At 66.3% G+C, this 24,595-nt stretch carries 22 protein-coding genes; 19 read left to right on the forward strand and 3 right to left on the reverse strand.

Going from position 1 to position 24,595, the window contains the following annotated elements; translation table 11 throughout:
- Positions 1-39: 39 nt before the first annotated feature.
- The 11 genes from ubiE (at position 40) to HUX88_RS16720 (ending at position 10,896) form a co-directional block, all read left to right on the forward strand.
- Positions 40-774 carry a bifunctional demethylmenaquinone methyltransferase/2-methoxy-6-polyprenyl-1,4-benzoquinol methylase UbiE gene (gene ubiE, locus HUX88_RS16670; RefSeq protein WP_161092695.1) on the forward strand — a complete coding sequence of 245 codons (735 nt, stop codon included), beginning with the start codon at positions 40-42 and terminating at the stop codon, positions 772-774.
- 13 nt (positions 775-787) lie between these two features.
- Complete coding sequence (locus HUX88_RS16675) at positions 788-1,702, forward strand: Tim44 domain-containing protein (protein ID WP_176362490.1); 915 nt, start codon at positions 788-790, stop codon at positions 1,700-1,702.
- 91 nt (positions 1,703-1,793) lie between these two features.
- The gene (locus tag HUX88_RS16680) at positions 1,794-2,399 is read left to right on the forward strand and encodes an SCP2 domain-containing protein (RefSeq protein ID WP_176362491.1); all 606 of its coding nucleotides are present in this window, start codon (positions 1,794-1,796) and stop codon (positions 2,397-2,399) included.
- Positions 2,396-3,964 (forward strand): ubiquinone biosynthesis regulatory protein kinase UbiB, encoded by a 1,569-nt coding sequence (ubiB, locus tag HUX88_RS16685; RefSeq protein WP_176362492.1) that lies wholly within the window; start codon positions 2,396-2,398, stop codon positions 3,962-3,964. Before HUX88_RS16680 ends, ubiB begins: the two co-directional genes overlap by 4 nt.
- 2 nt (positions 3,965-3,966) lie before the next feature.
- Positions 3,967-4,575, forward strand: a complete 609-nt coding sequence (locus HUX88_RS16690; protein WP_176362493.1) for a methyltransferase domain-containing protein — start codon at positions 3,967-3,969, stop codon at positions 4,573-4,575.
- 83 nt (positions 4,576-4,658) lie between these two features.
- Entirely contained in the window at positions 4,659-4,946 is a 288-nt protein-coding gene (locus HUX88_RS16695) for an FmdB family zinc ribbon protein (RefSeq protein WP_161098072.1), read from the forward strand.
- Between the two features lie 42 nt (positions 4,947-4,988).
- Positions 4,989-5,615 (forward strand): DUF502 domain-containing protein, encoded by a 627-nt coding sequence (locus HUX88_RS16700; RefSeq protein WP_117014376.1) that lies wholly within the window; start codon positions 4,989-4,991, stop codon positions 5,613-5,615.
- Positions 5,616-5,664: 49 nt separating this feature from the next.
- A complete protein-coding gene (gene aspS, locus HUX88_RS16705) occupies positions 5,665-7,464 on the forward strand; it encodes an aspartate--tRNA ligase (protein WP_176362608.1) in 1,800 nt (599 codons plus the stop codon).
- Between the two features lie 49 nt (positions 7,465-7,513).
- The gene (nudB, locus tag HUX88_RS16710) at positions 7,514-7,972 is read left to right on the forward strand and encodes a dihydroneopterin triphosphate diphosphatase (RefSeq protein ID WP_117014374.1); all 459 of its coding nucleotides are present in this window, start codon (positions 7,514-7,516) and stop codon (positions 7,970-7,972) included.
- A 96-nt stretch (positions 7,973-8,068) separates the two neighbouring features.
- A complete protein-coding gene (locus HUX88_RS16715) occupies positions 8,069-10,021 on the forward strand; it encodes a M10 family metallopeptidase C-terminal domain-containing protein (RefSeq protein WP_176362494.1) in 1,953 nt (650 codons plus the stop codon).
- A 59-nt stretch (positions 10,022-10,080) separates the two neighbouring features.
- Positions 10,081-10,896: an endonuclease/exonuclease/phosphatase family protein gene (locus HUX88_RS16720; RefSeq protein WP_117014372.1), complete on the forward strand. Its 816-nt coding sequence runs from the start codon at positions 10,081-10,083 to the stop codon at positions 10,894-10,896.
- 15 nt (positions 10,897-10,911) lie between these two features.
- On the opposite strand, the gene HUX88_RS16725 is transcribed toward HUX88_RS16720, so the two are convergent.
- Positions 10,912-11,706: an ABC transporter substrate-binding protein gene (locus HUX88_RS16725; protein WP_117014371.1), complete on the reverse strand. Its 795-nt coding sequence runs from the start codon at positions 11,704-11,706 to the stop codon at positions 10,912-10,914.
- An 88-nt stretch (positions 11,707-11,794) separates the two neighbouring features.
- On the opposite strand from HUX88_RS16725, the gene clsB reads away from it, so the two are divergent.
- Positions 11,795-12,958: a cardiolipin synthase ClsB gene (gene clsB, locus HUX88_RS16730; RefSeq protein WP_117014370.1), complete on the forward strand. Its 1,164-nt coding sequence runs from the start codon at positions 11,795-11,797 to the stop codon at positions 12,956-12,958.
- Complete coding sequence (locus HUX88_RS16735; protein ID WP_117014369.1) at positions 12,955-13,338, forward strand: RNA-binding S4 domain-containing protein; 384 nt, start codon at positions 12,955-12,957, stop codon at positions 13,336-13,338. The genes clsB and HUX88_RS16735 overlap by 4 nt, the downstream gene beginning before the upstream one ends.
- Here HUX88_RS16735 and HUX88_RS16740 read toward each other — a convergent pair.
- Positions 13,335-14,654 (reverse strand): MFS transporter, encoded by a 1,320-nt coding sequence (locus tag HUX88_RS16740; RefSeq protein WP_176362495.1) that lies wholly within the window; start codon positions 14,652-14,654, stop codon positions 13,335-13,337. The genes HUX88_RS16735 and HUX88_RS16740 overlap by 4 nt on opposite strands.
- Positions 14,654-15,673: a LacI family DNA-binding transcriptional regulator gene (locus HUX88_RS16745; RefSeq protein WP_176362496.1), complete on the reverse strand. Its 1,020-nt coding sequence runs from the start codon at positions 15,671-15,673 to the stop codon at positions 14,654-14,656. Before HUX88_RS16745 ends, HUX88_RS16740 begins: the two co-directional genes overlap by 1 nt.
- 187 nt (positions 15,674-15,860) lie before the next feature.
- Between HUX88_RS16745 and HUX88_RS16750 the strand changes: the two genes are divergently transcribed.
- The 6 genes from HUX88_RS16750 (at position 15,861) to HUX88_RS16775 (ending at position 24,567) form a co-directional block, all read left to right on the forward strand.
- Positions 15,861-18,710, forward strand: a complete 2,850-nt coding sequence (locus HUX88_RS16750) for a TonB-dependent receptor (RefSeq protein ID WP_176362497.1) — start codon at positions 15,861-15,863, stop codon at positions 18,708-18,710.
- A complete protein-coding gene (locus HUX88_RS16755) occupies positions 18,697-19,986 on the forward strand; it encodes a BNR repeat-containing protein (RefSeq protein ID WP_176362498.1) in 1,290 nt (429 codons plus the stop codon). Before HUX88_RS16750 ends, HUX88_RS16755 begins: the two co-directional genes overlap by 14 nt.
- A gap of 96 nt (positions 19,987-20,082) precedes the next feature.
- Entirely contained in the window at positions 20,083-21,234 is a 1,152-nt protein-coding gene (locus HUX88_RS16760) for a glycoside hydrolase family 88 protein (RefSeq protein ID WP_176362499.1), read from the forward strand.
- A gap of 9 nt (positions 21,235-21,243) precedes the next feature.
- On the forward strand, positions 21,244-22,506 hold the full coding sequence (locus HUX88_RS16765; protein ID WP_176362500.1) for a DUF2264 domain-containing protein: 1,263 nt from the start codon (positions 21,244-21,246) through the stop codon (positions 22,504-22,506).
- Between the two features lies 1 nt (position 22,507).
- Positions 22,508-23,719, forward strand: coding sequence for a DUF4861 family protein (locus HUX88_RS16770; protein WP_176362501.1), 1,212 nt, complete (start codon positions 22,508-22,510; stop codon positions 23,717-23,719).
- 227 nt (positions 23,720-23,946) lie between these two features.
- Entirely contained in the window at positions 23,947-24,567 is a 621-nt protein-coding gene (locus tag HUX88_RS16775) for a TetR/AcrR family transcriptional regulator (RefSeq protein WP_161092776.1), read from the forward strand.
- The last annotated feature ends 28 nt before the right edge of the window (positions 24,568-24,595 follow it).

The following is a 24,595-nucleotide window of genomic DNA, read 5'->3' on the forward strand; positions in this document are numbered from 1 at the left end:
GTCTTGTATAATGCAGGCAAACTAACAGGCCTGCCTATCATGACCAATACCACTCACTTCGGTTACAAAACCGTCGCGGAAGACCAGAAGGTCCGCGAAGTCGCCAAGGTTTTCCATTCTGTCGCCGCCAAGTACGACATCATGAACGACGTCATGTCGGCCGGCCTGCACCGCATCTGGAAGATGTTCACCATCGCCAATGCCGGCGTGCGTCCCGGTTTCAAGTGCCTGGACATCGCCGGCGGCACCGGCGACCTGGCCAAGGTGTTCGCCAAACAGGCCGGCCCGACCGGCGAGGTATGGCTCACCGACATCAACGAGTCGATGCTGCGCGTCGGCCGCGACCGCCTCTTGAATCGCGGCCTGACGACCCCCACCTTGTTGTGCGACGCCGAGAAACTGCCGTTCCCGGACAATTATTTCGACCGCGTCAGCGTCGCCTTCGGCCTGCGCAACATGACCCACAAGGACCAGGCGCTGGCGGAAATGCGCCGCGTGCTCAAGCCGGGCGGCAAGCTGCTGGTGCTGGAATTCTCGAAGGTGGCGGAGCCGCTGCAGAAGCCCTACGACATCTACTCGTTCAAGGTGCTGCCGTGGATGGGCCAGAAGATCGCCGGCGATGCCGAAAGCTATCGCTACCTGGCCGAATCGATCCGCATGCACCCGGACCAGGAAACGCTGAAGACCATGATGGAAGAGGCGGGCCTGGAACGTGTCACGTATTACAACCTGACGGCGGGTGTGGCCGCTTTACACACCGGTATCAAACTGTAGTCATAGGAATAGCATGTACATCAAGAAAATCCTGATCGGCGCCGTGCTGGCCGTGTCCGCACTGTCGATGCTGGCCGAGGCGACCGCCCGTCCAATGGGCGGCGGCCGTACGATCGGACGCCAGTCGCAAAACGTCAGCCGCATGCCGCCGGCCACCGCGCCGGCGCCCGCGCCGCGCCAGGCCGCGCCCGCGCCTGCACCGGCCGCTCCGGCCGCGATTCCGCCGAAGCCGGCCAGCCCGTGGAAGGGCATCCTGGGCGGCGCGCTGCTGGGCCTGGGCATCGGCGCCTTGTTTTCGCACTTCGGCATGGGCGGCGCCATCGGCAGCCTGTTCGGCACGCTGATCCTGCTGGCGCTGGTGGGCGGCGTGGTGTTCCTCATCGTCCGCCTGGTCCGTGGCCGCGCACAACCGGCGCCGGCCGCGTTTGGCGGCAATGGCGGCGGCAACAATGTGTACCAGATGCAGCCAAGCCGCACGCCGGACATCGGTTCGCGCCTGCAGCCCGAGCCGGTGCAGCAGGCCGCCGCGCCGGTCGCTCACACACCATGGGGCGTGCCGGCCGACTTCGACGCGCCGTCCTTCCTGCGCGTGGCCAAGAGCAATTTCATCCGCCTGCAAGCGGCCTGGGACAAGGGCGACTCGGCCGACATCCGCGAATTCACCACCCCCGAGGTGTTTGCCGAGCTCAAGATGCAGATCAGCGAGCGCGGCGCGCAAAAGGACTACACCGATGTCGTCACCATCGACGCCGAGCTGCTGGGCATCGAAACCAGCGACCACGACTACCTGGCCAGCGTCAAGTTCACCGGCACCATCAAGCCCGCGCCGGACGCGCTGGCCGAGCCGTTCAACGAGGTGTGGAACCTGTCCAAGCCGGTGTCCGGCGCATCCGGCTGGATGCTGGCCGGGATCCAGCAACTTGCGTAATTGCCGTAAATTCCCGGCAAGCTGGTAAGATCAGGACCGCCCGTATTTTCGGGCGGTTTTGCTTTGCGGTTTTTGTTTTCATGGTTAGCGAATGACACCACCGAATTTCTCCGCCGCGGCGCCGGCCAGCGCCGCCATCAATCACCTGCTGGCGCAGGAGCCCTGGGCGCGCAAGGAACTGCTGCGCCACGCCGGCAAGATCGCCGCCATCGACACCGGCGCCGTCGTGCTGCGCCTGCGCGTGACGGCCGACGGCATGCTGGAGGCCGCCCCGCCCGAGGAGCCGGCGCGCGTCACGATCCGCGTCAAGCTGTCCGACTTGCCGCTGATCGCGCAGAACCGCGAGCGCGCCTTTTCCTACGTGCAGATCGAGGGCGACGCCGAATTCGCCAACGCCATCTCCAGCCTGAGCAAGTCGCTGCGCTGGGAAGCCGAGCACGACCTGGAAAAAGTGGTGGGCCCGATCGCCGCCGTGCGCGTGGTGTCCGGCGCGCGCGCCGCGTTCGAGGCGATCCGCAACGGCCACCAGAAGCTGGCCGAGAACGTCGCCGAATTCCTGCTCGATGAAAAACCCGTGCTGATCCGCCCGCAAACGGTGGAAGCCTTCTCGGCCGACGTGGTGCGCCTGCGCGACGACGTCGAGCGCGCCGCCAAGCGCCTGGCCAAACTGGAACAGAAACTGGACCCCAAAAAATGATGTTGAAATTCCTACGCCTGCTGAAGATCCTGCGGGTATCGGTGCAGTACGGCCTCGACGAAATCGCCATCTCCGGCCTGAAAAAGCCGCGCATCGCCAAGCTGATCGACACCGTGTTCTTCTGGCGCGACCTGTCGGCGCCGCGCGGCGTGCGCCTGCGCATGGCGCTCGAGGAGCTGGGGCCGATCTTCGTCAAGTTCGGCCAGGTGCTGTCGACCCGCCGCGACCTGATCCCGGCCGACCTGGTCGAGGAACTGTCGCGCCTGCAGGACCGCGTGCCGCCGTTCGATTCCGACCTGGCCATCGCGCAGATCCGCAAGTCGCTCGGCGCCCATCCCGACCAGCTGTTCGCCAGCTTCGAGCGCACGCCGGTGGCGTCGGCCTCGATCGCGCAGGTGCACTTCGCCACGCTCAAGGACGGCAAGCAGGTGGCGGTCAAGGTGCTGCGTCCCGGCATGAAGAAGTCCATCGACGAGGACGTCGCGCTGATGCATATCGCGGCGGAATGGATAGGCCGCATCTGGTCCGACAGCAAACGCCTCAAGCCGAGGGAAGTCGTCGCCGAGTTCGACAAGTACCTGCACGACGAGCTGGACCTGATGCGCGAGGCCGCCAACGCCAGCCAGCTGCGCCGCAACTTCGCCGACTCCCAGCTGCTGCTGGTGCCGGAGATGTACTGGGACTACTGCTCCAATAGCGTGATCGTGATGGAGCGCATGCACGGCATCCCGGTGTCGCAGATCGACCGCCTGGAGGCGGCCGGCGTGGACCTGAAAAAACTCTCCAGCGACGGCGTCGAGATCTTCTTCACGCAGGTGTTCCGCGACGGCTTCTTCCACGCCGATATGCATCCGGGGAACATCCTGGTGTCGGTCGATCCGCAGAGCTTCGGCCGCTACATCGCGCTCGACTTTGGCATCGTCGGCACCTTGAACGACTTCGACAAGGACTACCTGTCGCAGAACTTCCTGGCCTTCTTCCGCCGCGACTACAAGCGCGTGGCCGAGGCCCACATCGAGTCCGGCTGGGCGCCCAAGGAAACCCGCGTCGACGAGCTGGAGTCGGCCGTGCGCGCCTGCTGCGAGCCGATCTTCGACCGGCCGCTGAAGGACATCTCCTTCGGCCAGATCCTGCTGCGCTTGTTCCAGACCTCGCGCCGCTTCAACGTCGAAGTGCAGCCGCAACTGGTGCTGCTGCAAAAGACGCTGCTCAACATCGAAGGCCTGGGCCGCCAGCTCGATCCCGACCTGGACCTGTGGAAGACAGCCAAGCCCTACCTGGAGAACTGGATGGCCGAGCAGGTTGGCTGGCAGGGCATGTGGCAGCGCCTGAAGGCGGAGGCGCCGCGCTACACCCACGTGCTGCCGCAACTGCCGCGTCTGCTGCACCGCGCGCTGGAGCAGCAGGGCGAGAAGCCGTCCGACAACGCCGAGCTGATCAAGGTGCTGATCCACGAGCAGCAGCGCACCAACCGGTTGCTGAGCCTGGTGATCTACTTCGCCTGCGCGTTCGGCGTCGGCGTGGCCGGCCACCAGCTGTACCTGCGCTGGCATCACTTCGTCTGACCATGGCGGACTTTGAACAGCGCGACCCGATGTCGCCGGCGTTCTGGGACGAGCGCCTCGAGCGCCGGTTCACGCCCTGGGACCGGGGCGGCGTGCCGCAGGCGCTGCGCGGGTTCGCCGCCGCCAGCGCGCCGCTGACCACGCTGATACCCGGCTGCGGCTCGGCCTACGAGCTGGCCTTCCTGGCCGACGCCGGCTGGGACGCGGTCGCCATCGATTTCTCGCCGGCGGCGGTGGCGGCCGGCAAGGCGGCGGTGGGCCCGCACGCGGCGCGCGTGGTCGAAGCCGATTTCTTCACGTGGCAGCCGCAGCGGCCACTGCAACTGATCTACGAGCGCGCCTTCCTGTGCGCCTTGCCGCGCGCGATGCGGCCGCGGGTGGCGGCACGCTGGGCTGATTTGCTGGCGCCGGGCGCGCTGCTGGCCGGCTATTTCTTCTTCGACGACGCGCCCAAGGGCCCGCCGTTCGGCATCACGCGCGCCGAGCTGGACGCCTTGCTGCAAGCCGGCTTCGAGTGCATCGCCGACGACGCGGTCGGCGATTCCATCCCCGTGTTCAAGGACAAGGAGCGCTGGATGATCTGGCGCCGTCGGGGCGAAATCGGCGGCTGATGGCCCTTGGTCATCGGAAACAGGCAGCTTGCCGGGAAAAAGCTTTATAATTCAGGGTTTTGATGATTTTTGCGGAGTAATAGATGCCGATCTACGCCTACCGCTGCGAGGCATGTGGTTTTGCCAAGGATGTCTTGCAGAAGATTTCCGACCCGCAGCTGACTGTTTGCCTGTCGTGCGGCAAAGAAACGTTTAAGAAACAATTGACCGCCGCCGGCTTCCAGTTGAAGGGTTCGGGCTGGTACGTGACCGATTTCCGTGGCGGCACGCCGCCGGCGACCGGTACCGCGACCGGACCGGCCGCGCCCGCGCCGACGGACACGCCGGCCGCCGCGCCGGCCGCGCCGGCCACCGGCACGAAGTCGGACTGAAACGCGGATCCACCGCAGCCACACCCACTTCAAGAGTAATCGATGCGTAAATATTTCATTACCGGCTTGCTGGTCCTGGTGCCCTTGGCGATTACCGCCTGGGTGCTGAACCTGATCATCGGCACCATGGACCAGTCGCTGCTGTTGATACCGAAAGACCACCGGCCGGACATGAAGCAGCTGATCGGGGTCGATCTGCCCGGCCTGGGCGCGCTGCTGACGGTCCTCATCGTGTTCCTGACCGGCCTGCTGACCAACAACCTGGTCGGCAATTACGTGGTCAAGCTGTGGGAAAAACTGCTGACCCGCATCCCGGTCGTCAGTTCGCTGTATTCCAGCGTCAAGCAGGTGTCGGACACGCTGTTCTCGTCGTCCGGCAACGCTTTCCGCAAGGCGGTGCTGATTCCGTACCCGCACCAGAACTCGTACACCATCGCCTTCCTGACCGGCACCCCCGGCGGCGACGTCAAGAACCATCTGGTGGGCGACTATGTCAGCGTCTACATCCCGACCACGCCGAACCCGACGTCGGGCTTTTTCCTGATGATGGCGCGCAAGGACGTGGTCGAGCTCGACATGTCCGTCGATGCGGCCCTGAAGTACATCGTGTCGATGGGTGTGGTGGCGCCGGAAGAGGCGCCCAAGATCATCGACACCGCCGGCAAATAAAAGATTAACTGAGTAACTTAACCTGAACCGAGAAATAAACATGTCCTCAATGCGTACTCACTACTGCGGCCTCACCACTGAAGCGCTGCTTGGCCAAACCGTCAGCCTGTGCGGCTGGGTACATCGTCGCCGCGACCACGGTGGCGTGATCTTCATCGACCTGCGCGACCGCGAGGGCCTGGTGCAGATCGTCTGCAATCCGGAGCAGGCTGAAGTATTCAAGGCCGCCGAAGCCGTACGCAACGAGTTCTGCCTGCGCGTCACCGGCGTGGTCAAGGACCGCCTGGCCGGCACTGTCAACGCCAACCTGAAGTCGGGCAAGATCGAAGTGGTCTGCTCGCAGCTGGAAGTGCTGAACCCATCCGTGGCCGTGCCGTTCCAGCTGGACGACGACAACCTGTCGGAAACCACCCGCCTGACCCACCGCGTGCTGGACCTGCGCCGTCCACAGATGCAGAACAACCTGCGCCTGCGCTACAAGGTCACGATGGAAGTGCGCAAGTACCTCGACGAGCTGGGCTTCATCGACATCGAAACCCCGATGCTGACCAAGTCGACCCCGGAAGGCGCGCGCGACTACCTGGTGCCGTCGCGCGTCAACGCCGGCAACTTCTTCGCGCTGCCGCAATCGCCGCAGCTGTTCAAGCAGCTGCTGATGGTCGCCAACTTCGACCGCTACTACCAGATCACCAAGTGCTTCCGCGACGAAGACCTGCGCGCCGACCGCCAGCCTGAATTCACCCAGATCGACTGCGAGACCTCGTTCCTGACCGAACAGGAAATCCGCGACCTGTTCGAAGACATGATCCGCAAGGTGTTCCGCAACACCATGAACGTCGAGCTGCCCAACCCGTTCCCGGTGATGGACTTCGCCGAAGCGATGGGCAAGTACGGTTCGGACAAGCCGGACATGCGCGTCAAGCTGGAATTCACCGACCTGACCGAAGTGATGAAGGACGTCGACTTCAAGGTGTTCTCGGGCGCCGCCAACATGCCCAACGGCCGCGTGGTCGGCCTGCGCGTACCGAAGGGCGGCGACATGCCCCGTTCGGAAATCGACGCCTACACCCAGTTCGTCGCCATCTACGGCGCGCGCGGCCTGGCCTACATCAAGGTCAACGAGAAGGCCAAGGGCCGCGACGGCCTGCAATCGCCTATCGTCAAGAACCTGCACGACGCCGCGCTGGCCAAGGTGCTGGAACTGACCGGCGCCGAGGACGGCGACCTGATCTTCTTCGGCGCCGACAAGGCCAAGGTGGTCAACGACGCCATCGGCGCGCTGCGCGTCAAGATCGGCCATTCGGAATTCGGCAAGAAGGCCGGCCTGTTCGACGACGTCTGGTCGCCGCTGTGGGTGATCGACTTCCCGATGTTCGAATACGACGAAGAGTCGGACCGCTGGACCGCGACCCACCACCCGTTCACCGCGCCGAAGGACGGCCATGAGGACTGGCTGGAAACCAATCCGGGCGCCTGCATCGCCAAGGCCTACGACATGGTCCTGAACGGCTGGGAGCTGGGTGGCGGTTCGATCCGTATCCACCGCGAGGAAGTACAGTCGAAAGTGTTCCGCGCCCTGAAGATCGACGCCGACGAAGCCCGCCTGAAGTTCGGCTTCCTGCTCGACGCGCTGCAATACGGCGCGCCGCCGCACGGTGGCCTGGCGTTCGGCCTGGACCGTATCGTGACCCTGATGACCAAGTCCGATTCGATCCGCGACGTGATCGCCTTCCCGAAAACCCAGCGCGCCCAGTGCCTGCTGACCCAGGCGCCGTCGGAAGTGGACGAGAAGCAGTTGAAGGAACTGCACATCCGTCTGCGCGCCGCCGAGCCGAAAGTGGCAAGCTAAATCTTTGCAATGGAAAGGGCGCTTCGGCGCCTTTTCTTTTATCCGAACCATGAAGCCTTACAAGATTCCCGAGTCGGTGCTGGTGGTGATCCACACGGCCGACCTGCAAGTGCTGCTGATCGAGCGCGCCGACCGCCCCGGCTACTGGCAGTCGGTGACCGGCTCGCTGGACGCGCCCGACGAGCCGCTGCTCGACACCGCCCGCCGCGAGCTGTTCGAGGAGACCGGCATCGTCGCCGACGGCGAGACCATCGTGCTGCGCGACTGGCGGCTGTCCAACGTCTACACCATCTACCCGGTGTGGCGCCACCGCTACGCGCCGGGCGTGACCGAGAACACCGAGCACGTGTTCAGCGTCGAGGTGCCGCGCGACATCGCCATCACGCTGGCCCCGCGCGAGCACCTGAACCACGTCTGGCTGCCCTGGCTGGAGGCGGCCGATCGTTGTTTTTCTTCCTCCAACGCTGAAGCTATATTACAATTGACAAGATATTGCCGTACGGCATAATTTTTTTCAGTTCGCGGCTTCCCTGTTCATTCCGATTCTTTTTGCATAGAATCAAGAGGCAGGCCCGTCTGACGGCCCGCTTCCAGGAGAACCCGCATGACCAGCCCCACCAAGTCCAGCCCGGCGTCGTTTGTTTTCGATTCCGGCACCTTGTCCGTCGACGCGCTGCTGAGCGGCTACAAGTGGGGCGGCGGCGTCGGCACGGGCGCCACGGTCAGCTACAGCTTCCCGTTTTCCTTCGGCTCGGCCGTCTTCAGCGGACCGGGCGGCGGCAGCTACTCCGACCTGGACGAGCCGCACGCCAGCCAGCATTACGGCCTCGACACGGTGCAGCAGGCGGCCGCGCAGACCGCGCTGCAGGCCTGGGCCAACGTCGCCAACGTCAAGCCGGTGCTGGTGGCCGACACCACCACCTCGGTCGGCGACATCCGCCTGGCCTGGACCTCGGCCAGCGAGACCGCCAGCGACGGCGGCGCCGCCTGGGGCTGGGCCAGCTTCCCGAGCAGCATCTACCCGTCCGGCGGCGACGTCTGGATCAGCACCGACGCGGACGGCGCACTCAGCAGTAATGACTGGTCGGTGGGCTCGTACAACTACATGTCGCTGGTGCACGAGCTGGGCCACGCGCTCGGCCTCAAGCATCCCTTCGAGGACAATCCGGTCGATCCGGCGCACTCCACCCGCCAGTACTCGGTGATGGCCTACGACGATGCGCCGCACAGCCTGTTTGTCCGCGTCACCGACAGCGCCAATTCGGCCTCGTGGAAGTCCTACACCGTGGTGCCGAACTCGCCGATGCTGGACGACATCGCGGCGATGCAATACCTGTACGGCGCCAACACCACCTACCACACCGGCAACGACACCTACACCTTCGATCCGTCCACGCCGTTCCTGACCACCATCTGGGACGCGGGCGGCAACGACACCATTTCGATCGCCAACTTCAGCAACGGTTCGCTGATCGACCTGCAGCAGGGGCACTACTCGTCCATCCACATTCCGTCCGACACCGGCGCCGGCATCAACTGGCAGACCGATCCGCCGGTGCCCACCTACGACGGCACCGACAACCTGGCCATCGCCTACGGCACGGTGATCGAGAACGCCATCGGCGGCAGCGGCAGCGACACGCTGATCGGCAACAGCGGCAGCAACCACCTGCAGGGCAATGGCGGCCACAACATCATCGACGGCGGCGCCGGCACCGACACCGCCGTCTACACGGGCGCCTTCGGCAGCTACACGCTGGCCGCCAGCGGCGCCGGCTATACGGTCACGTCCAAGATCGATCCGGGCCAGAGCGACACCCTGAGCAATATCGAGCGCCTGGCGTTCGCCGACGGCACCATGGCGCTGACCCAGGCCGCCGTGGACGAGGATGCGGCGCGCGCGCCCTATGTGGCGATGGCGCAGAAATTCTATATCGCGTATTTCGGCAATCCCGCCGACCCCGGTGGCCTGAGCGGCATGGTCAGCCAGATGATGACCACCCACGCGCCGACCACCACCGGCGGCTTCATCACGGCGTACTACAGCAACGCCACCGTCAAGGCGATGGTGGACAACTTCGCCCTCAGCTCCGACCCCGCCGCGCTGGGCAACGGCAGCGACCTGGATTTCCTGACCGCGATCTATGCCCACGTGCTGGGCCGCGCCCCGGACGAGGGCGTGAATTACTGGGTCAACTCGCTTAAGGCCGGCTTGCCGCGCCCGCTGGCCGCGCTCAGCGTGCTGGAAGGCGCGGAGCACAACACCAGCGCCCAGGGCCTGATCGACGGCGCGCTGGTGAACAACCGCCTGGTGGTCGCCTCCAATTTCACGTCGCTGCTCGATACGCCCGCCGAACTGGCCGGCTACTCCGGCAGCGCCGCGGCGTCCGTGGCGCGCGCCTTGCTGGCGCACGTCGACCAGAACACCAGCGTGCTCGCCTACGAGTCCACGGTGATGCAGACGGTGGCCAACCTGGCGGGCGGCGTCCAGAGCAGCGCCGGGCCGCACGAGGTGGTGCTGGTCGGCACCAGCACGCTCGAGCACGCCTGGGCCTAGGCCCGCGTTGTGTGCGGCGGCATACGCCGCAATTCCGGACTCAGGGTTAGAATACAAGGATGAAAATCCGAGTCGCGACCTACAACATCCACAAGGGCGTGTCCGCCATCCGCAGCGAACCGCGTGTGCTGGCGCTCAAGCAGGCGATCGGCCTGTTCGACGCCGACGTGGTGTTCCTGCAGGAGGTGCAGGGCAAGCACGACCTGAACGCCGCCAAGTACGGCGCCGAGCACCTGGGCCACAAGCACTGGCCGGCCGCCGCGCAGCACGAGTATTTCGCCGGCGAGTCGCGCCACGCCCACGCCGCCTACGGCATGAACGCGGTGTACGACCACGGCCACCACGGCAACGCGCTGCTGAGCGCCTTCCCGATCGCCAACCAGGCCAACCACGACGTCTCCGACCACGCCTACGAGCAGCGCGGCATCCTGCACTGCGTGCTCAACACGCCCAAGGGCGCGGTGCATTGCTACGTGGTCCACCTGGGCCTGTTCGAGGCGGGCCGGCGGCGCCAGACCCAGGCGCTGATCTCGGCCGTGCGCGCCTCGGCGCCGGACGGCGAGCCGGTCATCATCGCCGGCGATTTCAACGACTGGCGCAACACCCTCAGCGCCGAGCTGCGCAACGCGCTCGGCGTGGTCGAGGCCTTCGACCAGATCGGCTCCAACTCCACCCTCGACGAGCTGGTGCGTACGCTGCGCCGCAAGCCCGGCGTCACGCCGGCGCGCACCTTTCCGGCGGCGCTGCCGTTCTTCCGGCTGGACCGCATCTACGTGCGCGGCTTCAAGGTCGAGACGGCCGAGGTGATGCACGGCAGCCTGTGGGCCAAGCTGTCCGACCACGCGCCCATCGTCGCCGGCCTGGCGCTGGCCTGACGCATAGGCGGACCGTTATTTGCGCACCAGCGTCGCGCTGTCGAGCTTGACGTCCAGCTGCTGCAGGCTGCTGTTCAGCATGACGAGGTTGGTCTTGTTGGCCACCAGTTCCTTGAGGCGCGCCTCGAAGGCGTCGAGGTGGCGGGTGCAGGGGCTGAGCTTGGCGAAGGCGAAGTAATTCTTGTCCTCGGTCAGGAAGGGGCGCATCGCCATGAACTGCGCGCCGCCGCCGTGGCGCGCCAGCCACGCCTCGCCGGTGAACAGGCCGCTGACGAAATAATCGATGCGGCCCAGGCCCAGCTTGCGGAAGTTGCTGTCGGCCGTGCCCGATTCCTCCAGCCGCAGGTGGGCGGCGGAAAACGCCGAGAACTCGCGGCCGAAGGTGTTGCCGAGCGCGATGCCGCCCTTGTGGCTGGCCAGGTCCTGCCAGGTGTTGAAGATGAAGGCGTGCTGGCGCGGCACGAACACCGCTACCGGATTGGGGAAGGCCGGCGTCCGCACGAAGTCCAGGTAGCGTTCGCGCTCGGGCTGGATCTTCAGCGTCGCCACCAGGTCGATCTTGCCGGCCGCCGCCGTGGCCAGCACTCGCTTCCACGGGCCGACGTAGCGCACCTCGTAGGGGATCTTCAAATCGGCCAGGATGCGGGTGGCCAGCTCGACGCTGGGGCCGCGCAGCGTCGTGCCGTCGTACCAGTGCAGCGGCGGATAGTCGGGGTCGGCGGACACCACCACCTTGGCGCAGTCGGCCAGCACGGCCGCCGCCGCCGGCTGCAGGCAGGACAACAGCAACATCATCGACAGGCTACGCATGCTCCGGGCGCTCCATTCCCACAGGGGTTGCAATTTATTATAGGCTTGTTTCGCGCCGTGTTCGTGAACTCAAGGGTAGAATCCAGCCATGCGCACAGTTAATTTCATCGCCGACAACGAAGTGACCCTGCTCCACACGGGCGCCGACTTCTTTCCGGCGCTGATCGCCGCCATCGACGCCGCCAGCTACGAGGTGTATTTCGAGACCTACATCTTCGCCGCCGACGACACCGGCAAGGCGGTGATGGCGGCGCTGATGAACGCGGCCCGGCGCGGCGTGCAGGTGCGTATGATCACCGACTGGTGGGGCACCGGCCGGCGCCAGGTCAACGGCATGCACGTGGAGCTGGTGGCGGCCGGCGTCGAGCACCGCGTGTTCAATCCGTGGTTCAAGCGCGGCGTCACGCGCACCCACCGCAAGATCTGCGTGGTCGACCGCGAGGTGGCCTACGTCGGCGGCATCAACATTAACGACGACATGTTCTGCGACCGCAACCGCTCCATCGAGCTGGTGGCGCCGCGCTGGGATTTCGCGGTGCAGGTGCGCGGGCCGCTGGTGGCGGCCATCCACCTGGAGGCGCTGACCCAGTGGCGCCGGCTGGGCAAGCTGGGCATCATCAAGCGGATCGGCCTGTTCCGCGACATGCGCAAGGTGAACAAGATCGCCACGCAGAACATGGTGCAGGCCGGCTTCGTGGTGCGCGACAATTTCCGCAACCGCCGCACCATCCAGCGCGCCTATCTGCAGGCGCTGGGGCGTGCGCGCCACAGCGTGCTGCTGGCCAATCCGTATTTCGCGCCCGGCGCCAAGTTCCGCCACGCGCTGGCCGCCGCCGCCGAGCGCGGCGTCGAGGTCACGCTGCTGATCGGCGTCGGCGAGCTGTGGCTGCAGGACGCGGTGGCGCACTCGTTCTATCCGAAACTGCTGGCGGCCGGCGTCAAAGTGGTGGAATATCACAAGACCCAGTTGCACGCCAAGGTCGCGGTGGTGGACGACGACTGGGCCACCGTGGGCTCGAGCAATGTGGACGGCCTGAGCCTGTTTTTGAACCAGGAAGCGAACGTGGTGATCAAGGACGCGCTGTTCGCGCAAAACCTGCGCCGGCACATCGAGGCCGCCATCGCCGAGGGCGTGCTGGTCAACCCGGCCGACATCAAGCACGTCGGCCGCTTCCGCCGCATCGGCTACGAGGTCGCGTTTTTCGCGTACAAGATGGTGATGCGGGTCTTCGCAGTGGAGAAATACGCTTGAGCGAAAGTGTCAGACTGGACAAGTGGCTGTGGGCCGCGCGTTTTTTTAAAACCCGTTCGCTCGCCACCGAGGCGGTCGACAGCGGCAAGGTCAAGCTGGGCGGCGACAAGGTCAAGCCGGCGCGCGCGGTGCGCGTCGGCGACACGCTGGACATCGACAACGGCTCCGACCGCTGGGAGGTCGACGTGATGAACCTGTCCGACGTGCGGGCCGCCGCGCCCATCGCCCGCAACCTGTACGAGGAAACCGACGCCAGCGTGGCGCGCCGCGCCGACGTGGCCGAGAACCGCCGCCTGTACCGCGAACCGGGCGCGGACATCAAGGGCCGTCCCACCAAGCGCGACCGGCGCCAGCTGGGCAAGGCCGGCGGTTACGATTAGAGGCGTGGCCGCAGGCGCGCCAGGCACATCAGGCTGAGCAGCGCGAACACGGCGCCGCTCAGCAGGGTCAGGCGGTAGTCGTGGCCGGACAGGTCGAGCACCGGCCCCTGCACGCCGCTGACCACGATATTGCCCAGCACGACCATCAAGTCCTTGGTCGAGTTGTACTGCACGAACCGGGCCTTCGGAAACAGCGCCATCGGCAGCGACGCCGCCGCCGTGAACCAGGCGCCCGACACCACCACATGGGCCAGGTAGAACCACGGGAAGCAGGACGGATCGCCCAGGCTCAGGTAGCCGAGCGCGGCGGCCGCGCCGTACGCGCCCATGATCAGGCTGGACACGCGCAGCGCGCCGTAGTGGTCCACCAGCCAGCCGATGCCGAAGGCGGAGAGGATCGACACCGCGTAGCCGTACGCCGTCAGCGTGCCCAGCGTGGCTTTCGGGATGCCGGACAGGTGGGCGTAGTACTGGTAGAAGGTGTTGAACGGACTGAAGGTGACGCTGGCCAGCATGAAGGCCGCCACCGCCCACAGGAAGGGCCGGTGCGCGAAGCAGGCCAGCACGTGGGCGCGCGGCACCGCCAGCGCGCGCCAGCCGGCCGGGCGCGGCGCGCTGTCGCGATCGGCGGGGCAGGGCGGCTCGCGCACCATCAGGCACACCAGCAGCAGCGCCGCGCCGAACACCAGGCCGACGGCCACCAGGATCTCGCTCAGGTAGTGGTCGGTCAGCGCGAACACCCAGGTGTTGAAGGCGATGCCCACGCCCAGCCCGACGATGCGGAAGGCCGCGTAGAAGCGTCCCAGCAAACCCTGCGGCACGACGTCGTTGACCAGGCCGGTGAACAGCGACACGGCGCTGATGCCGGCGCATTCGAAGATGGTCCAGAACACGCTGAAGGCGGCCAGGTTGCACAGCCGGCGCCCCGGCGACAGCGCGCCCAGCGCGGCGTCGGCCAACGCGCCCAGCGCCGGCGAGCAGGCCAGGCCCAGCATGGCGGCGCAGCCGACCGGCGCGGCCACCAGCAGGAAGGGCCGGCGCCGGCCCCAGCGGCTGCGCAGGCGGTCCGAGTGGTAGCCGAGCAGCGGCACCAGCAGCACGCTCAGCAGCGCCGGCACGGTCGACATCAAGAGCGAGGTGGTGGTGTCCGAGGCGCCGTTGCGGCGCAGCAGCTCCAGTCCGCTGGGCAGCGCGGCCCGTTCGCGGATCGAGATCGCCAGGTCGCCCACCAGCAGCCAGAACAGCACCGCCAGCAGGCCGGCCGAGGCCACGCCCCACACGGCGCGCCGCCCGGCCAAGGCGCCGCCCTTGTCCATCAGCCAGGACGGCGCAGCGGCCCGGTGGAACTGCGCACCACCAGCTCAAGCGGGAAGCCGATGCGCTTGGCCTGCATCTCCTCGCCTTCTATCTGCGCCAGCAACTCGCTGACGGCGCGCGTGGCCATGTCGGCGTTGGACTGGCGCATCGTGGTCAGCGGCGGATGCACGAAGCTGGACGTGGAAATATCGTCGAAGCCGATCACCGAGATATCGTCCGGCACCTCCAGGCCACGGCTGTGGATGGCGTCGATGGCGCCGAATGCGGTCTCGTCGTTGGCGGCGAAAATGGCGGTCGGCGGCGCCGCCAGCGACAGCAGTTTTTCGGTGGCGGCAAAGCCGCCCGTCTGCGAGAAGTTGCCGTCCACCGCCAGCGCCGGATCGGGCGCCAGGCCGGCCGCTAGCAGCGCGTCGTTGTAGCCCTTGAGGCGCTCGGCGCCCTGGCCGGTGCCGGCCGTGCCGCCGATGAAGGCGATGCGGCGGTGGCCCAGCGACAGCAGGTGCTCGACCGCGGTGCGGGCGCCGAGGCGGTTTTCCACCACCACCACCGGCAGCTCGACCGGGCGCGCGTCGAAGCCGACGAACACGCAGGGCAGGCGCTGGCGCTCGAGCACGTCGAGGTAGCCGTCGGCCGCGTTCGGCAACAGCAGCACCAGGCCGGCGCACAGCTGGCTCAGCATCGCGCAGGTTTCCATGCGGCTGGGCAGGTCGAAGCGTTCGGCGTTGTACAGCAGGATGTCGTAGCCCTGGCGGCGCGCCTCGTCGCTGATGGCCTTGGTGATCTCGTGCAGCACCAATGAGCCGTAGTGGTTGACGAATACGCCGATCAGTTTGCTTTTGTCGCCGCGCATGCGGCGCGCCAGCATGTCGGGCGTGTAGTTCAGCTGCGCGGCGGCGGCCAGCACGCGCGTGCGCGCCGCCTCCGACACGTAACCATTGCCGCGGATCGCCCGCGAGGCGGTGATCGGCGAGACCCCGGCGATTTTCGCCACTTCACTCAATTTGCTGGCTTTTGTCATGTGGTTACGATACCACATCCTCTGTGGCCGTTGAAGATTTCAGTTGTACGATGAGTTTAAGGGGTGGTAACGTGACCACATGCCGAAAAATCAGGCAACGTGGCGCGTTTTTCAGGAGACACCGGCGCGCCGTGACAAAACTACACAGTGAATCTTTAGATTGTTGAACACAACAACGGGGGAAATAATGCATAAGAAACTACTCGCCACGCTGCTGCCGCTGGCATTGGCAGCGGCCTACGGCAACGACGCCGCCGCCCAGCAGGCGGCCGCGCCAGCCGCGCCGGCAGAGGGCGCCGCCGCCGAGCCGACCACGGTGGTGGTCACCGGCTTCCGCTCCAGCCTGCAAAAAGCGTTGAACCTGAAGCAGCAGGCCATCGGCGTGCGCGATTCCATCGTGGCGGAGGACATCGGCAAATTCCCCGAGGCGAACATCGCCGAATCGCTGCAGCGCGTGCCCGGCATCATCCTCAACCGCGACGAGAGCTCGGCCGAAGGCCAGCGCATCTCGATCCGCGGTCTGCCGACCGAATACTCGGTGACCACGCTCAACGGCGCGCCGGTCAACACCACCTCCACCAGCACCATCGGCAGCGCGGCGCGCGGCTTCAACTACGACGTGTTCGCGTCGGAACTGTTCGGCCGGGTCGACTTCTACAAGTCGCCGCTGGCCGAGTTGAGCGAAGGCGGCCTGGGCGGCGTGGTGGACCTGCAGACGCCGCGTCCGTTCGACAATCCCAAGCGCACCATCCGCTACGCCGTGTCCGAGGCGTACAACACCATGTCCAAGAACGCCGACCCGATGGGCTTCGCGCTGTACTCCAACACCTGGGGCAACTGGGGCTTCCTGGCCGGCGTCTCGCACTCGGCCAGCACCAACAACCGTTCCGGCTTCGAGGCCACCGGCGGCTACAACAGCTCGGCGCGCGGCAGCCAGAGCCCGGTCAAGGGCAACTTCGCGATGCAGCTGGACTACGACGATCCGCGCGCCAACCTGAGCGGCTACACCCGCAGCCAGATCGACAACGCGCTGCTGCCGCGCATCTACCGCTTCTACGGCTCGGCCAACGAGCGCACCCGCGACGGCCTGGTGTCGTCGCTGCAATACAAGACGGCCGACCTGAACCTGAGCCTGGACGTGCTCGGCTCCAAGCTGACCAACCACCGCGACGAGATGTACATGGGCCTGCTGATCCGCAACAGCAAGACCACCAACCGCGCCGCGCCGGCCGGCCAGAACGGCCACAACGGCCTGGTGCCGCTGAACGTGCACATCGATCCCGATTCCAACCTGCTGACCGGCACCTTCGGCGACACCTCGTACAGCAGCGGCGTCACCTACAGCGAGGACGAGACCAAGTTCGGCTACGCCGCCTTGAACGGCCGCTGGGCCGCCACCAGCAAGCTGGCGCTGACCGGCCAGCTGAGCGCCAACAACAGCAACGCGCTGACCTACCAGGACACGCTGTCGGGCCAGATCTTCGGCGTCGACTCCACCATCGACTACGGCAGCGACCACGTCTATCCATCGCTGTCGTCCACCTCCAGCTACACCGACCTGAACAACTACCAGGGCTTCGGCGTCGGCACCACCTGGACCCGCGAGACCGACAAGGGCAAGCAGGGCCGCCTGGTGGCGGACTGGGACTACGACCTGCCGGGCGACTGGACCGGCCACCTGAAGACCGGCGTGGTGTACGTGGAGACCACCAAGGGCATCGCCAAGCGCAACGGCACGGCCGCCGCCACCGCCAAGCTCAACGGCCTGGGCAACGCCGGCATGCGCGGCCTGATGACCACCACGCTGCCGGTCGACAATCTCGACATGGGCGCCGGCTGGCCGCACGCCTGGGGCACCTTCACGCGCGGCGCCACCTACTCGGCCTTCGATCCGCTGGCCTACAACACGGAAGCCACGTTCACGCCGGCGCAGAGCTTCAGCGCGACGGAAAAAGTGTCGACCGGCTTCATCCAGTCCGACTTCAAGGGCGAGGTCGCCGGCCACGAGCTGCGCTTCAACGCCGGCGTGCGCTACTCGCGCACCGAGACCGGCATCGACAACTTCAAGCAGCAGGGCGCCAGCCTGGCCTATGCCGCCAACCACGAGCAGGGCACCTACAGCAATGTGCTGCCGGCCTTCAGCGCGGCGCTGGACCTGACCGAGAACCTGATGTGGCGCGCCTCGTGGGGCAAGACCGTGAGCCGGGCCTCGCTGTCGATCATCGCGGCGCAGACCGTCATCCCGAATCCCTTCGACAACTCGGCCACCGCCGGCAACGCCAGCCTGAAGCCGCAGCAATCGAAGAACCTGGACACCAGCCTGGAGTGGTACTTCCAGCCGGGCAGCCTGCTGTCGGCCGCCGTGTTCCGCAAGAAGCTGACCGACGCCACCGTGGCCAACACCACCAACACCACCTTCGGCGCGCTGGGCTTGCCGGACACGGCGCTGGGCGCGATCTTCCAGGACGCCAACGGCCATGTGGACCCCAACCTGCCGATGACCCTGCGCAGCTACACCAACGCCGGCGAGCAGACGCTGAAGGGCTACGAGCTGGCCTACCAGCAGGCGTTCACCTTCCTGCCGGAACCGTTCAAGGGCTTCGGCGCGCTGGCCAGCTACACGCACATCGATCCGTTCAACAGCGCCAAGTGGATCACCAACGCCGGCAAGGAGATCGAGGTCAACTCGGTGCCGAAATATGCCTACAGCACCACCGCCTACTACGAGCGCGGACCGCTGGCGTTGCGCATGTCCTACAACTACAAGGGCCGCTCGCTGCACTCGGACAATCCGCGCAACCTCGGCGACGATCTGATCCGCTGGCACGCGGGACGCGGCTACCTGGACGCCAACGTTAGCTACAAGATCAACGAGCAACTGGAGCTGCGCATCGACGGCATGAACCTGTCCAACACGCTGGCCTACGACTACTTCGAGGACGCCAGCGGCCAGTACGGCAGCGGCAAGAAAACGCGCATGGACTACGCCAAGTACGACGGCCGCACCATCAAGGTTGGATTGCGTGGCAAGTTCTAAGCATCTGCTACTGCTGCTGGCCTGCGTGGCCTGCGCCGCGCGGGCCGGTCCCGCGCGCGTGGTCGACGTCGCGCCGGGCTGGGCCAACAATTCGGTCAACGCCGTGGTGTTCCGCAAGAACTCGCTGGTGTCGGACGGCGACACGCAGTACATCGCCTTCTACGACAAGGACGCGGCCGTGGTGCTGGGCAAGCGCAAGCTGGGCACCGCGCGCTGGACGCTGCGGCGCACGCCGTATCGCGGCAACGCGGCCGACGCGCACAATAGCATCAGCATCATGGTGGACGGCGCCGGCTACCTGCATCTGGCGTGGGACGCGCACAACCAGCGCCTGCGCTATGCGCGCGGCAAACGTCCGGGCGCGCTGGAGCTGGGACAGGAAACGCCGATGCTGGGCAAGGACGAGGATTCGGCCACCTACCCCGAGTTCTTCCGCTGCCCGGACGGCGGCCTGCTGTTCCTCTACCGCGACGGCGGCTCCGGCCACGGCAACCTTGTGATGAACCGCTACGACGTGACGAGCGCCAGCTGGACCCGGCTGCATAGCAAGCTGATCGACGGAGAAGGGCAGCGCAGCGCCTACTGGCAAGCCTTCGTCGATGGCGCCGGCGTCATCCACCTGTCGTGGGTATGGCGCGAATCGCCAGACGTGGCCAGCAACCACGACATGGCCTATGCCCGCTCGCGCGACGGCGGCCTGACGTGGGAGCACAGCGGCGGCGAACGCTACACGCTGCCGATCACCGCGAGCAGCGCCGAGTATGCCGCGCACATCCCGCAGAACAGCGAGCTGATCAACCAGACCTCGATGGCGGCGGGCGCCGACGGCGAGCCGGTGATCGCCAGCTACTGGCGCGTGGCCGGCTCGACGGTGCCGCAGTACCACCTGCTGTATCGCGACAGCGGCGCGTGGCGGCAGCTGGACCTTGATTTCCGCCGCACGCCGTTTTCGCTGAGCGGCTTGGGCACGAAGGCGATACCGATATCGCGGCCGCAGATCATGGTGGACCGCCGGCGCGCACTGCTGGTGTTCCGCGATGCCGAGCGCGGCAACAAGGTATCGGTGGCCACCGTCGCCGACCTGCACCGGCCGCGCTGGGTCGTGCGCGACCTCGGCACGGCGCCGGTGGGCGCGTGGGAACCGTCGTTCGACACCGAGCTGTGGCGGCGACGCGGCGAGCTGCACCTGTTCGTGCAGGACGTGCCGCAGCTGGACGGCGAGGGCGCGTCCACCGGCGCATCGTCGCCAGTACAGGTGTGGCAGTGGAAGCCCTGAAGTACCGAGCACTCCAGACCGGAACCACGTCATGGTTCCGGGCATTTATGCCGAAGGTGGCGGTCCCGCGCCTTCGGCCCTTTTTTACATGACATTATGAACCTCAAAAAATACGCGCAAGGATTGCTGTTGCTGCTGGCCGTCACGCTGGGCGGCTGCGCCACGCCGGCAAAGGACGGCGCGGCCATCGACGCCAGCAGGGTGGAGGTGGTCGCCATCATCGACCAGGTCAACGGACACTGGCAGCGCAGCACGCCCGCGCAGCAGTGGGCGTTCTGGCACGTGGCGGCCTACCAGACGGGGAATATGGCGGCCTACCAGGTCACGCACAACGAGGCCTACCGCCGCTACGCCGAAGCCTGGGCCGAGCACAACCAGTGGATGGGCGCGCGCTCGCCGGACAAGAGCCGCTGGCAACACACCTACGGCGAGACCGACGATCACGTGCTGTTCGGCGACTGGCAGATCTGCTTCCAGACCTACACCGACCTGTACAAGCTGGCCCCCGATCCGCGCAAGATCGCCCGCGCCCGCGAGGTGATGGAATACGAGATGAGCACCGCGCGCGACGATTACTGGTGGTGGTCCGACGGCCTGTACATGGTGATGCCGGTGATGACCAAGCTGTACGGCGTGACCGGCGACCGCCGCTACCTGGAAAAGCTGCACCAGTATTTCGAGTACGCCAACAGCATCATGTACGACCCGGTCGAGCATCTGTACTACCGCGACGCCAAGTACGTCTATCCCGCGCACGCCAGCGTCAACGGCAAGAAGGACTTCTGGTCGCGCGGTGATGGCTGGGTGTTCGCCGCGCTGGCCCGTGTGCTGGACGAACTGCCGGCCGACGATCCGCACCGCGCCGATTACGTGGCCCGCTTCAAGGACATGGCGCAGGCGCTCAAGCGCGCCCAGCAACCGGAAGGCTACTGGACCCGCAGCCTGCTCGATCCGCAGCACGCGCCGGGGCCGGAGACCAGCGGCACTGCCTTCTTCACCTACGGCTACCTGTGGGGCATCAACCACGGCGTGCTGGCGCGCGACGAATACCTGCCGGTGGCGCGCAAGGGCTGGCATTACCTGAGCAAGGTGGCGCTGCAGCCGGACGGACGCGTGGGCTACGTCCAGCCGATTGGCGACCGCGCGATACCGGGCCAGGTGGTGGACCAGAACTCCACGGCCGATTTCGGCGTGGGCGCTTTCCTGCTGGCGTCGGCGGAACTGGTACGCTTGCTCGATCAAAAATAAGGAGACACGATGGAACGTCGCAACTTTATGCAGGCGGTGCTGGCCGGCACCGCCGCCACCGGCTTGATGCACGCCGGCGCCGCAGCCGCCGCCGACAGCGCGCCTGTGGCCGGCGGCGAGCGCGCCTACATGGCCGGCCTGCTGCAGCAGATGGCCGAGCCGGTGCTGTCGAACATGGCGCAGGGCAAGCTGAAGAAGAACTTCCCGCTGGAACTCAGCCCGACGTGGGACGGCCGCGATCCCGGCGTCGCCTACCTTGAGTGCTTCGGCCGCCTGATCGCCGGCGCCGCGCCCTGGCTGGCGTTGCCGGACGACGGCACGGCCGAGGGCAAGACGCGCCATCGCCTGCAACAGCTGGCGCTGCAAAGCTACACCAACTCGGTCGACCCGAAGAACCCGGACTACCTGCTGTGGAAGGGGCCGGGCCAGACGCTGGTCGACTCGGCCTACTTCACCAACGCGATGATGCGCGCGCCGAAAGCGCTGTGGGAGCCGCTGGACAAAATCACCAAGCAGCGCATCATCGCCGAGATCAAGAGCCTGCGGCGGATCGAACCGCCGTACATCAACTGGCTGCTGTTCGCCGCGATGAACGAGGCGTGGTTGCTGTCCATCGGCGAGGAGGCCGATCCGCTGCGCATGAACCTGGCCATCCGCAAGATCAACGAGTGGTACGTGGGCGACGGCTGGATCAAGGACGGCGAGTCCTTCCACTTCGACTACTACTGCTCGTACGTGATGTACCCGATGCTGCTGGAAATCCTCGAAGTGCTGGTGCGCTGCAAGGGACCGTTCTGGAACGCCAAGCCGGAGGAACTGCTGGCGCAGGCATTGCAGCGCACGCAGCGCTATTGCGAGCACCTGGAGCGCTTCATCTCGCCGACCGGCACCTACCCGCCGATAGGTCGCTCGCTGACCTACCGCACCGCCGTGTTCCAGCCGCTGGGCCTGCTGGCCTGGCGCAAGCAATTGCCCGCCAGCCTGCCGGCCGGGCAGGTGCGGGCCGCGCTGCACGCCGTGCATCAGACGGTGTGGTCGGGCCCGAGCAACTTCACCCGCGACGGCTTCCTCAACATCGGCTTCGTCGGCCACCATCCCGAGCTGGGCGACTGGTACTCCAATAACGGCAGCATGTACATCGCCTCCGAAGGATTCCTGTCGCTGGGCTTGCCGGAGAACGATGCCTACTGGACCGCGCCGTCGCAGGACTGGACCCAGAAGCTGGCCTACTCGGGCCGCCAATTCCCCAAAGACTATCCGGTGAAATACTGACATGCAGCGATGCTACCTATTGATGCTGGCGCTGGCCGGCACCTCCGCCGGCGCAGCGGAACGGCTGGCCGTCACGGCCACCCACGAGCTCGACGCGGCGCGGCCGGCCGAAACCATCGCCATCCCGTGGTCCGAGGTCAACCAGGCCCTGCCGGGCGCGCTGCTGCAGCGCCTGACCGTGCGCGACGCGGCCGGCCACAGCCTGCCGTACCAGGTGACCAATGTGGCGCCCGAGGCCAAGGACCCGCAGGGCAAGGGCATCGCCTACGGCGAACTGATCTTCCAGCACGACTTCGCCGCCGGCGAGCACAGCGCCAGCTTCACGGTGGAGAAGAGCGAGTCGGTGGCGCCGCCGTTCCCGGTGCAGGCCTTCGCCCGCTACGTGCCGGAGCGGCTGGACGACTTCGCGTGGGAGAACGACCGCATCGCCCACCGCACCTACGGCCAGGCGCTGGCCGCGCCCGACTCGCAGGGCAGCGGCAAGGAGGTGTTGGTGACGAGCGGGCTGGACATCTGGTTCAAGCGGGTGCGCTATCCCATCGTCGACCGCTGGTACAACAAGGGCCACGACCATTACCACAAGGACGAGGGCGAGGGACTGGACATGTACGGCGTCGGCACCACGCGCGGCGCCGGCGGCACCGGCATCTGGGATGGCAAGCAGCTCTACACCAGCCGCAACTACGCCAAATGGAAAGTCATCGCCAACGGCCCGATCCGCGCGATCTTCGAGCTGAGCTACGACGCCTGGGACGCCGCCGGCGCCAAGGTCTCGGAAGTGAAGCGCTTCACCGTCGATGCCGGGCACGACTTCGACCAGATCGACAGCACCTTCAGCTTCGGCGGCCCGGCAAACCTGACCGCCGCCATCGGCCTCAATAAAACTCCGGCCTACGCGCACCAGGAACCCAAGGTGGCGGCCACGCCGCTGCCGGCGGCCCGCGCGCTGACGCAGTGGGTCACCCAGCGCAACGCCGGCGATTTCGGCGTGGCCATCGTTCTGCCGTCAGGCGAACCGGCCTACGCGGCCGACGCCGCCAACGAGCTGATCCTGGCCCCGGTGCGCCCCGGCCAGCCGCTGCGCTACTACGTGGGCGCCATCGCCAGCTGGTCCGGCGAGGTGGGCGATGCCGCCGCCTGGCAGCGCCGCGTCACCGCCTTCGCCGCCCGCCTGCGCGCCCCCGTCTCCATCCAGCTCCGCCCCCTGCCATAACCTCCGCTGTTGCCGCCCGATGTCCCCCTGCGGCAACAGCGCATGTTGCACCGCGACAATAGAACGCCACCTCTAACGGTACTGTTTGACATTTACCCCTCGCTGGATAATAGTACGAGCGTTCGCAATTCTTTTCACACGGAGTAAATTCAACTGGAGCAGAATACCTTCTTCTCTCCATGAATGTTACCTTGGGACGCAATCTTATTAATACCTCAACTAAATTTATGCGCAAAGGCGAACTGACCCGCGCAGCAATCCTGGACGTGGCGCTGGACCTGGCCAGCCGTGATGGTCTGGAAGGCCTGACCATCGGATTGCTCGCGGATAAGATGAACATGAGCAAGTCCGGCGTGTTCGCGCACTTCGGCTCGCGTGAAGATTTGCAGTTGGAAGTCCTCAAGCTGTACCACCATCGTTTCGAACAGGAAGTGTTTTTCCCCAGCGTGAAGGAACCGCGCGGCATCCAGCGGCTCAAATCGATGTTCGCGCGCTGGGTCAAGCGGGTCAGCGTGGAGGTGGCGTCGGGCTGCATCTACATCAGCGGCGCGGTGGAGTATGACGACCGTCCAGGTCCGATCCGCGAAGAGCTGATGGCCATGGTCGGCGCCTGGCAGGGCGCGCTGCTGCGCTGCGTGAAGCAGTGCGTCGAATGCGGCGACCTCAAGGCCGACACCGACCCGCAGCAGCTGGTGTACGAAATGTACGGCCTGATCCTGGCACTGCACCACGATGCGCGCTTCCTGCGCATACCGGGCAGCCTGGGCCGGGCCGGCGTCGGCTTCGAGCGCTTGATCGAAACGTACCGCAATCCGCAAACACCGTCCGCGGTGGTGGCGCAGCAATAACGTAAAACACACTAATTCACATCGTAGT

This window comes from Duganella sp. BJB1802 (assembly GCF_013369445.1).
Classification (GTDB): Bacteria; Pseudomonadota; Gammaproteobacteria; order Burkholderiales; family Burkholderiaceae_D; genus Rugamonas; species Rugamonas vulcania_A.